General features: G+C 68.2%; 6 protein-coding genes. 3 read left to right on the top strand and 3 right to left on the bottom strand.

The window, feature by feature from the left end:
• Positions 1-155: 155 nt before the first annotated feature.
• Both A8G00_RS12180 and hutC read left to right on the top strand, forming a co-directional pair.
• Positions 156-1,484, top strand: a complete 1,329-nt coding sequence (locus tag A8G00_RS12180; RefSeq protein WP_103000785.1) for a formimidoylglutamate deiminase — start codon at positions 156-158, stop codon at positions 1,482-1,484.
• Positions 1,481-2,176 (top strand): histidine utilization repressor, encoded by a 696-nt coding sequence (hutC, locus tag A8G00_RS12175; protein ID WP_025548458.1) that lies wholly within the window; start codon positions 1,481-1,483, stop codon positions 2,174-2,176. Before A8G00_RS12180 ends, hutC begins: the two co-directional genes overlap by 4 nt.
• A 40-nt stretch (positions 2,177-2,216) precedes the next feature.
• Here the strand turns inward: hutC and A8G00_RS12170 are convergent, their stop codons facing one another.
• Genes A8G00_RS12170 through A8G00_RS12160 form a run of 3 tightly spaced genes read right to left on the bottom strand, consistent with a single transcriptional unit; the run spans position 2,217 to position 9,551 of the window.
• Entirely contained in the window at positions 2,217-3,062 is an 846-nt protein-coding gene (locus tag A8G00_RS12170; protein WP_103000792.1) for an oxygenase MpaB family protein, read from the bottom strand.
• A 45-nt stretch (positions 3,063-3,107) separates the two neighbouring features.
• Positions 3,108-6,503: an acyl-[ACP]--phospholipid O-acyltransferase gene (locus tag A8G00_RS12165; RefSeq protein ID WP_025548460.1), complete on the bottom strand. Its 3,396-nt coding sequence runs from the start codon at positions 6,501-6,503 to the stop codon at positions 3,108-3,110.
• A gap of 24 nt (positions 6,504-6,527) precedes the next feature.
• The gene (locus tag A8G00_RS12160) at positions 6,528-9,551 is read right to left on the bottom strand and encodes a DUF2339 domain-containing protein (protein ID WP_103000784.1); all 3,024 of its coding nucleotides are present in this window, start codon (positions 9,549-9,551) and stop codon (positions 6,528-6,530) included.
• A gap of 109 nt (positions 9,552-9,660) precedes the next feature.
• Here A8G00_RS12160 and A8G00_RS12155 point away from each other — a divergent pair, with 109 nt between their 5' ends.
• The gene (locus tag A8G00_RS12155; RefSeq protein WP_044660989.1) at positions 9,661-10,260 is read left to right on the top strand and encodes a TetR/AcrR family transcriptional regulator; all 600 of its coding nucleotides are present in this window, start codon (positions 9,661-9,663) and stop codon (positions 10,258-10,260) included.
• Positions 10,261-10,275 lie beyond the last annotated feature (15 nt).

Raw genomic sequence — 10,275 nt, 5'->3', positions numbered from 1 at the left:
GGTGGGCTGGCGCGGCATCTGCGCTGTTTTGCAACGGCTAAGTCAGAAGCTCGCTACGCTCGCGCCCACCCCTAACCCCTCCCGTTTACGGGAGGGGAATGTCTTGGATTAGCCATCTCCGGCCAATCCCATGTCTTTGGAGAGGGGAAATCGAAATGGCGCTCTGGTTCGAACAGGCTCTCCTCCCCGAAGGCTGGCGTCCTTCCGTCCGCATGATTCTGAAAGGCCGGTTCATTGACCGGATCGTTCATGGAATTCCCCCCGAACCCGGCGACGAACGCCACGGCCCCGCCTTCGCCGGCCTGCCCAATGTCCACAGCCACGCCTTCCAGCGCGCCATGGCCGGCCTCACCGAAAGAGCAGGGGAGGGTGGCGACAGCTTCTGGACCTGGCGCGAGGCGATGTACCGCTTCCTCGACCGCCTGAACCCCGAAGGCCTCCGCGCCATCGCCGCCCTGGCCTATGCCGAAATGCTCGAAAGCGGCTTCACCAGCGTCGGGGAATTCCACTATCTCCACCACGACCCCAGCGGCGCGCCCTACGCCAACCCCGCCGCCATGGCCGAAGCCATCGCGCAGGCAGCCGACGACACCGGCATCGCCCTCACCCTGCTCCCGGTCTTCTACGCCCACTCGAATTTCGGCGGCGTCCCCCCAACCGAAGGCCAACGCCGCTTCCTCCACACCCCCGACAGCTACGCCCGCCTGCTGGAAGCCCTGAAACCCCTGAACGCGACCCTGGGCGTCGCTCCTCACAGCCTGCGCGCCGTCACCCCGCAGGAACTCGCCGCCATCACTGCCCTGACACCGGACGGCCCCATCCACATCCACATCGCGGAACAGCGTGCGGAGGTCGAAGCCTGCCTCGCCTGGAGCAACCAGCGCCCGGTCGAATGGCTCATGAACCATGCGGAGGTCGATCAACGCTGGTGCCTGATCCACGCCACCCACATCGCCGACAGCGAACGGAACGCCATCGCGAAAAGCGCCGCCGGCGTCGGCCTCTGCCCCATCACCGAAGCCAATCTGGGCGACGGCCTCTTCCCCGCCCGCGCTTTCCTTGCCCAGGGCGGCCGCATCGGCATAGGCTCAGACTCAAATATCCGGATCGATGCCGCCGCCGAACTCTGCCTGCTCGAATATGGCCAGCGCCTGACCCACCAGGCCCGCAACCTTCTCACCGCCCCAGGCCAGTCAACCGGCGCCAGCCTCTACCATCATGCCCGGAAAGGCGCCCAGGCGCTCGGCCATCCCCCCGCCACCCTCACGCCGGGCGCCCGCGCCGACATCGTCACCCTCCGCCCCGGCCAGCCCACCACCGCCGCCCGCTCCGGCGACCGCCTGCTCGACAGCTGGATCTTCGCCCGCGCCCAGATCGATAGCGTCTGGTGCGCCGGCGTCAGGCGCGTTACCGCAGGCCTCCACCACGCCCGCCCCGCCATAGAGGCGCGCTACACCCAACTCCTCAAGGCCCTGCTCGATTGACCCCGCTCCACCGCCGCATCCGCCGCGACATCGAAAGCCGCATCATGTCGGGCGAATGGCGCCCCGGCCACCGCATCCCGACCGAAGCGGAATGGATGGACGCCTATGGCTGCTCCCGCATGACGGTGAACAAGGCGCTGCGCGCGCTCGTGCAGTCGGGCCTGCTCGAAAGCCGAAAGCGCGCGGGCACCTTCGTCGCCGCGCCCCGCTTCCACCGTGCCGCGCTGGAAATCCCGGACATCCGCGCCGAAGTGGAAGGGCAGGGCCTCAGCTACCGCCTCGACCTCATCCGTCGCGAGCGCCGCCGGGCAAGCGCGGAAGACAAGGCGCTGCTGCGCGTGCCAGACGGCGATCTGCTCGCTCTGGAATGCCGCCACTTCGTCCAGGATTTGCCCTATGCGACGGAAACCCGCCTCATCAACCTGCGCGCCGTTCCCGAAGCGGCCGAGGTGGATTTCAGCGCCGAACCTCCCGGCTCCTGGCTGCTCGCCCATGTTCCCTGGACGGAGGCGGAACATCGCATCACCGCCCTCAACGCCGGTCCGGAGACGGCGGACGCCCTCGACGTCCCGCAAAACGCCGCCTGCCTGGCGCTGGAACGCTGGACCTGGCGCGGCGGGGAACGCATCACCTACGCCCGCCTGCTCTACCCCGGCGAACGCTACGCCCTCGTTGCCCATTTCAACGCCTGAACCCCGCTTCCGTCATTCCAGCCCCCACGGGGGGCGGCGATCAATCTTCGCCGCGAAACGCCCAGCGCATCGTTCCCGCCAGCGCAAAGGCCCCCGCCCGGACCAGCGGCCGCGCCACGACCGGCATCGAAAAGCCATGCATCCGCCGCGCCCAACCCGGCAGCAGCGCCACCGCGGCCTGCATCATCATCGCCTGCGCCGGCATCAGCCCCAGCGAGGGCGCTGGCTGCCGCAGCACGATCCGCGCCACCTCCCGCGTCCGTTCCGTCGCTGCCAGCTCGCCGCGAAAACGCGCCATCAGCGCCACCGCCTCGGCCCGGCAGTCCGGCACCGGATCGGCCCCCAGGGCCCGCGCCACCAGCGCCGCCTCGGCAAAATAGCGGTCCTGCTCCGCCAGCGGCATGAACGGTTCGCCATAGGCCATCCACGCGTCGAGAAAGCTCGTCGCCTCGCAGACATACACCCAGGCCAGCAGCCGGGGATCGCCCGCCGCATAGGCCGTCCCGTCCGCCAGCGTCCCACGCACATGCTCATGCACCTGTCGCACCCGCGCGATCGCTTCCTCCGCCTCGGCCCGTTCGGCATAGGTGGTGACGGCAATGAACCGCGCCGTCCGCCGCAACCGCCCCAGCATGTCGTCACGGAACCGGCTGTGGTCCCAAATCCCGGCAAGGGCGGCCGGATGCAGCATCTGGAGCAGCAATGCGCCGACCCCGCCGATCATCATGCCGGTGACGTCGCCATGCACCCGCCGGATCACCGACCCCGGCGGATAAAGCGCCCGGTCCGAAGCGACGACCGGCGCCTCTCCCCGGGCGCTGTCATGGAACACGCCCCGCACCTGGCGCACCAGCAACCGCCGCACCAGATGAGAAGGCCGTTCCACCAACACCCAATCCTTCCCATGCCTTCGGCGCAGGAAGGATCTGTCCTACCCGGCCGCCATCTGGGTCATGGACGCATAGTCGGTCTTCCCGGTTCCCAGCAGCGGCAGCGCATCCAGCACGCGGATGTCCCGGGGCAGGGCCAGCTCCGCCACCCCATGCGCTTTCCCCCAGGCCTGCAACGCGGCCGCCTTCGCATCCCGCGCGGTCGTGAACAGCACCAGTTGCTCCCCCTTGCGCGCATCGGGCCGCGTCACCACCGCATGGTCCGCATCCGGCCACACGGCAGAGGCATAGCCCTCCACGGCGGGCAGCGAGACCATCTCGCCGCCGATCTTCGCAAAGCGCTTCGCACGCCCCCGGATCGTCACGAAGCCCTGATCGTCGATGGTCACGATGTCGCCGGTATCGTGCCAGCCCCCTTCCGGCGGTTGCAGCACGCCCGGCGCATCGGCCTTCATATAGCCCGCCATGATGTTCGGCCCCCGGATCGAAAGCCGCCCGCCTTCCTCGATCCCCGGCACATCGTCCAGCCGCGCCTCTATCCCCGGCAACAGCCGCCCGACCGACCCGGCGCGGAAGTGCATCGGCGTGTTGACCGCGATCACCGGCCCCGCCTCGGTCGCGCCATAGCCCTCCAGGATGCGCAGCCCGAACTTCTCGGCATAGATTTTCCGCGTCTCGTCCCGTACCCGCTCCGCGCCCGCGAAGATGTAGCGCAGCGAGTAGAAGTCATAGCCATGCGCCATCCGCGCATAGCCCGAAAGGAAGGTGTCGGTCCCGAACAGGATGGTCGCATTGGCGTCATAGGCGAGCGCCGGCACGATCCGGTAATGCAGCGGGCTGGGATAGAGCAGCGTCTTCACCCCATGGAAGATCGGCAGCAACGTCCCGCCGGTCAGGCCGAAACTATGGAATACCGGCAGGGCGTTCAGCACCACGTCGGCCGAATTGAAGTCGATCCTCGCCGCCAATTGCCGGCAGTTGGACAGAAGGTTGCGATGCGTCAGCACCACGCCCTTGGGCAGCCCCTCCGACCCGCTGGTGAACAGGATCACCGCCGCATCGTCCGGCGAAACCTTGAGCCGCCCATGCGCGCGCGCGGCAAAGCGGCTGGCGATCAACCCGCGCAGCTTCGCCCCGGTTCCAATGCCTGCCGCCACATCCTCCAGCCAGAGGAAGGCGATCCCCTCCGCCTCCAGCCCCGCGACCACATCGCCGAGCTTGCCCTGCTCGACAAAGGCCCGCGCCGTCACCACCGTCCGAATGCCGGCCGCCGTGCACGCCGCCTTCAGGTTAGCCAGCCCGGCGGTGAAGTTCAGCATCGCTGGCACCCGCCCACCCGCCTGCAAGGCAAAGAAGGCCACCGCCACCCCGGCGACATTGGGCAGCAGCACGCCGACCGCCTCGCCCTGCCGCGTCGAACGCGCCATGACCCGCCCCAGCACCAGCGACCCCGTCACCAGCCGCCCATAGCTCAGCGGTTCGCGCTTCACATCCTCGACGATGGCCGACCCGCGCCCATGCACATGGCACGCCTCCAGCAGCGCCTCGAACAATGTCCTGTCCGTGTCGGATGTCGCGAACATCATCTGGCTCATCTCGTCATAGAGCCGCCGCCCCGCGATCGCGCGCCGTGCCCGCGCCGTCATCTCGCCCTCGATGGCGAAGCGGCGTGGCGGCAGGACGGTGAGCGTGATCCTGGGAAAGCGCCGCAGCCGGACCTTGCCCCTGAGCCGCGAGAAGGGCGTGAACTGCGCGCCGTCGATCCGGACCGGAATGATCGGCGCGTCGGCCTTGTCCGCGACCATGCCGGGGCCGTCGAACACCTTCATCAAAGCGCCGGTGACGGTGATCCGCCCCTCCGGAAAGATCACCAGCGTCCGCCCCTCGCGCACCGCCTTCACCATCGCCTTGGCCGACAGCGGATTGGTGGGATCGACCGGAAAGGCGTCGAACAGCGACAGGAACGGTTTTACCCACCACGCCCTGGCAATCCGCGTATGCACCGCGAAGGTGGGCTTCCCCGGCAGGAAGGCCGCCAGCAGCAGGCCGTCCAGGAAGGACACATGGTTGACCACGACGACCGCCGGTTCGCCCACGCCGGGCATATTCCCGGCGCCCAGCACCTCCACCCGATAGCAGAGCCGCAACATCCCGCGCACGATCGCCTTGATCACCGTCTCCGGCAGCAGCCAGCAACTGATCAGCGCCACCGCCAGCGTGGCGAAGCCCATCACCCCGATCACGCCGGGCACGCTCTCGCCCCGCGCCAGCATCGCCGTCACCGCCGTGACGACCGCCACCGTGACCGCCGCGTTGACGATGTTGTTGGCCGCAATGGTGCGCGACCGTTCCTCGCGCGGGCTGTGCGTCTGGAGGATCGCGTAGAGCGGCACGATGAACATGCCGCCTGAAAAGGCGATGCCGAACAGATCGACCATGATCCGCCAGCTTCCCGGCGACCCGACGAATTCGGCTATGCCAGCGCCCGAATGCATCGGCGCATAGGAACCGGTCGACAGCCACAGGTCGATCATGAACCCGGCCAGCGCCAGCGCGGATACCGGCACGAAGCGCGCTGAAACCTGCCCGCCCAGCAGCCGGTTGACCAGCATCGACCCCAGCGCCACGCTGACCGAGAAGATCAGCAGGAAGAAGGTCGCGACCTCCTGCTTCGCCTTCAGCACCCCGCTCACCAGCGGCGCGAACTCCGCCAGCAATACCGCGCCCACGGCGAAGAACCAGCTTATCCCCAGGATCGACAGCCACACGCCGCGCCCATGCCGCGCCGCCTTCAATATATGCCAGGTGCTCCTGAAGATGTTCCGCTCGATCCGAAGGCCCGGCACCACGGTCGGCGCGGCCGGCACCGCCAGGCTGGCCAGGAAGCCAAGCGTCGCCAGCCCCACCGCCACCAGTCCCGCTTCCCAGGGCGGGATCACCCCGGCCAGCAACTGCCCGCTCAATATCGCAAGGAAGGTGCCCGCCTCGATCAGGCCGGTGCCGCCCATGATCTCGTCGGCACGCAGATGCTGCGGCAGGATGGAAAATTTGACCGGCCCGAAGATGGTCGAATGCAGCCCCATCAGGAACAGGCAGGACAGCAGAACCGGCACCGATTCCAGCCAGAATCCGGTGACGGCGAGGGCCATGATGACGATCTCCGCCGCCTTCACCGCCCGCACCAGTTTCGCCTTGTCCCAGGCGTCGGCCAATTGCCCGGCCAGCGCGGAAAAGAGGAAATAGGGCAGGATGAACAGGCCCGTGGCGATGGTCGCCAGCATCTCCGCCTTGTCGGGCTCGGCCCGATAGAGGCTGAAATTGGCGAGGAACAGCAGCGCGAACTTCAACAGATTGTCGTTGAACGCGCCCAGGAACTGCACCACGAACAAGGGCGCAAAACGGCGTTTACCCAGCAAAGACAGATCAGGTGCGGACATTTTCTTACCCCCGTCCTTCACGCATTATGCAGCAATAGTCGCGGAGTTGTTAACCGGCTCCCGCAACAGGCGATTATAGAGCCATCCGATGCCGATGAGGCTGAAGCCCAGGGCAAGGAAGGATGCGATCCGCAGCAGCCCGGTCAGCCCGGACGCATCGAACAGGAACACCTTGGCCACGGCGAACAGCATCAGCAGCAGCGAAGCGATGCGCCAGTCCCTGGCGTTTGCGGCCTGCGCCTGCCCGCGGATGCCCCAGAGCAGGAAGCCGATGGCGAGCGCCAATGCGAGCACCGAACGGAGAATATCCTCCACCTGGCCTACTCCGCGCACGGTCAGCAGCGATCCGACGAAAAGCTGCCGCAGCAGCGCCACGCCGAACAGCGCGATCAAGGCCATCCGCACGCCATCCGCCATCCGCCGTGACCAGCCATCCGCCACCTTCAGCGCCACGAAGGCAAGGGCCAGCACCACCGGCAGCAGATTGAGGAGGGGCCAACGCCCCACCGCCTGCGGAAACCAGAGCGGATTATGCAGCACCACCGAATAAACCAGCAAATGCCCCAATCCCGCCGCGATGAGGCATGTCCCGACCGCGCGCTCCACATTCTCCCCGGCTTTCCGCAACGGATGGAATCGGGCCAGCGCGATCCGGCCCCGCAACGCAACGAAACCCAGGCCCATCAGCACAGCCTCCCAAAGCGTGCGCTCCGCCAGGGCAAGGCGCGTCACCTCCGCCAGGCTCCCCAAAGCGAAAAGCTGCTTGAATGCGACATGCGCCGCCACTCCGCCAAGCACCGCCGCGACACAGCAGCCGATCCGCCGCCCGACCGCATCCACGGCGGAACCGCCCCGCCACAGGGCAAGGCCCAGCGCCATCGCCGGCAAGGCGATCCGCCGCGCCACCTCGCCTATTCCGGGCAAGTCCCGCACCAGCACGGGTTCACCCACCAGCGACAGCAAAACCCGGCCCAGCCAGATTCCCAGGGGCCAGGCCGCCCATAGCGCCACCAGCGCCAAGGCCACCCCCAGGGCGGGCGCCATTCGCCCGACGGCCAGCCGTCGCGCTCCTTCCGCCAGCATGGCCAGCCCCAGCGCGAGTCCCACCGGCACCCAGAGCGCCGGCACCGTCTGCGCCACGGCCCCATAGGCGAGCAGCACCGCCACGCCCTGCGCGACCATCCGCCCCTCGGCAAAGCGCGCCCGCCAGGCGAACAGCGCCGCCATTGCCGCTCCCGCAGCCCAACGCATCACGCCCTGCCAGCCCGGCTCATCCGCCGCCTCTCCCCACAGCCGGACGACATCGTCCGATCCGGCCAGAACCACCAGCGCGCCGAAGGCGAAGCCCCAGCCGCTCCATTCGACCCGCCGGTCCTCCGCCAGCGCCGCCAACCTCAGCAGCGCGGCTGCAACCGCAGCGATCACCATGGCCAGACTCCACTCCGGCAGCCCCAGCCCGCCGGCCACCACCAGCAGCAGCGCCGCGGCGCTCGCCAGCGTCACGAAGCGCGCATCCTCCCGCCGCGTCCCGCATCGCCAGCCCATCGCCATGGCCGCGCCCGGCAATCCGGCGGCGGCCAGCGCCAGCAGGGCGAATTCCCCGTCCAGCCCGACCCGCCAGCATTGCCCCAACGCGACGGCAAATCCACCCAGCGCCAGTCCTGCGATCTGTCCCGCCTCGATCAAAGCGCCGCGCCAGACCCGCAGCAGGGCCGCGCCGCCATAAATCGCCACCATGCCCAGCATCACCAGGGCGAAGTGGCCCATTTCCGGCTGCGGCCACACCGCCGCCAGCAGCAGCGCGACACCGGCGCCGATCGCCGCCAGCGGCCGCAAGGCCGCGTCCCGCCCCAGCCACACCAGCATGAGCGACAGCAGCCCGAACAATCCCCATTGCAGCAGGCCGAAGCCGCCCGTCGCCACCAGCGCCGCCATCTGGCCCGCCGCCGCCACGGCCGCGCCCATGCGCAGCAACGCGGCCCGCGTTCCGGAAAAGGCCAGGACCGGCAACGCCATCCCCAGCATCAGCACCAGCAACCCGACCGACAGCGACGATGCCCAATCCAGCGCGCCCATCGCCAGCATGACGACGCCCCAGCCGGCCCCGCCGACCAGCGCGCTCACCCCCAGCCACATCCAGCGCTGGGTGCGCGACAGCACGCATAGCCCACCGACCGCCAGCGCGAGATAACAGCTTAGCAGGGGCACATTGGGCTGCCCCGCCTCGACCAGGGCGGGCGCCGCCAGACCGCCGACCAGCCCCAGCAGCGCACTCGGCGCGCCAAAGCGCAGCGACAGCGCCATGGCCAGCCCGGTCACGCCCGCAAGCCCCGCAAAGGCGATGCCCGGTCCAACCAGCCCATATAGCATGTGCGCCGCCAGGATCGCGGCATAGAGCGTCGCCAGCCCTGCGCCCGCCAGCGCCTGCCGCACCCGCGCGTCGCGGACCCGATCCTCCAGCCGCAACGCCGCCTCGGCCCCGCCGATCAGCGCTCCGCCGAACAGCAGCCCCAGAACAACTCGCACCAGCGGCGCGAGCAGCCCTGCATCGATCGAATATTTGACCAGCAGCACGCCAGCCACGGCGAGCGTCACCCCGCCCGCCCAGATCGGAAGGCGGCGGCCGAACAGGTCCTCGAAGCTGAAGGAGGGGCGGGCCGGGCGCTCGACTGCCATATCGATGCCTTCCGCCTTTTCCCCGTCATCCGGGGGAAAGGGGGCATCGATCTCCCGAACCTCATCCGAAGCGGACCGCGCAGGAGAGTGAGTCCCGCCTTCGCTGGATCGACGGTCGATCACGACCGCAGGCATGGGGTGCGGGGGAGCGGTGTCCATGGCAACCCGCCGCTCCACGACGCTTGCGGGCGCCGCCGTCTTCACCCCTGCATCGTCATCTCCATCCCCGTCGGCGCGCCGGTAGCGAGCGGGGAAGGGCGCGTCTCCAATCCCCCCTTCCAGCAGCGCCAACCTGTGCTCGGCCGCCTTCAACCGCCCGCGCATGTCGAACAGCATCACTCCGAAAACCAGCAGAACCAGCGTCACAAGCATGAGTCGAACCCCTGCAAACCCAGCCAATGGAGTCTCAGCTACCCAAAAATTACACACTGTTCAATAAAATAATTCGACAGCGTTCAATTGATCTTCTATCCGCTTGTCCATGGGCAGACGATCCGACCATAGCCGCGAACAACTGGAGGCGCTCATCCTGGAGGAAGGCCATCGCCACATGGCCGAGTCCGGTTTCGCCAAATTCTCCTCGCGGGAGGTGGCGAAGCGCATCGGCTATTCGGTGGGCACGCTCTACAATGTCTTCGGCAGCTATGACCGGCTGATCGTCGCCATCAACACGCGTACCTTCGACCTCTGGGCCGCCTTTCTGGAACAGCGTCTCGCCAGCCGGCCGCAGGACAGGATCGCCGCGCTGGTGGAGGGCTATTTCCGCTTCGCATCGGAAAACACGAACATCTGGATGGCGATCTACGACCATCGCCTGCCGCCCGGCGTGCCCATGCCGGATGATTATGCCCGGCAGCGCGCCGGCCTTACGGAGGTCGTCGTGCGCGAAGTCGCGGCTGTCCTGCCGCTGGATGCGAAGGACGTGGCACCGCGCCTTGCCCGCTCGCTGGTGGCGACGGTGCATGGCCATTGCACCTTCGCGCTCAACGGCAGCTTCGCCCTTTTGGGCGAGGCGGCCCCTCTCGAAATGGCCACCGCGCGGGTCAAGGAAAGCTTGAGGGCGGCAGGGGCGAAGCTTTAACATAGGCAGCAGGCT

The organism is Sphingobium sp. SA916 (assembly GCF_002894065.1).
GTDB classification, from domain to species: Bacteria; Pseudomonadota; Alphaproteobacteria; order Sphingomonadales; family Sphingomonadaceae; genus Sphingobium; species Sphingobium fuliginis.
Note: the sequence above shows the minus strand (reverse complement) of the source record. Positions and strands in the feature narration are given on the sequence as shown.

What these genes read in the sequence shown, in the direction of transcription:
- A8G00_RS12180 (WP_103000785.1), top strand. Translation starts at nt 156, where the DNA reads ATGGCGCTCTGGTTCGAACAGGCTCTCCTCCCCGAAGGCTGGCGTCCT.
- A8G00_RS12165 (WP_025548460.1), bottom strand. Translation starts at nt 6,503, where the DNA reads ATGTCCGCACCTGATCTGTCTTTGCTGGGTAAACGCCGTTTTGCGCCC.
- A8G00_RS12160 (WP_103000784.1), bottom strand. Translation starts at nt 9,551, where the DNA reads ATGCTTGTGACGCTGGTTCTGCTGGTTTTCGGAGTGATGCTGTTCGAC.
- A8G00_RS12155 (WP_044660989.1), top strand. Translation starts at nt 9,661, where the DNA reads ATGGGCAGACGATCCGACCATAGCCGCGAACAACTGGAGGCGCTCATC.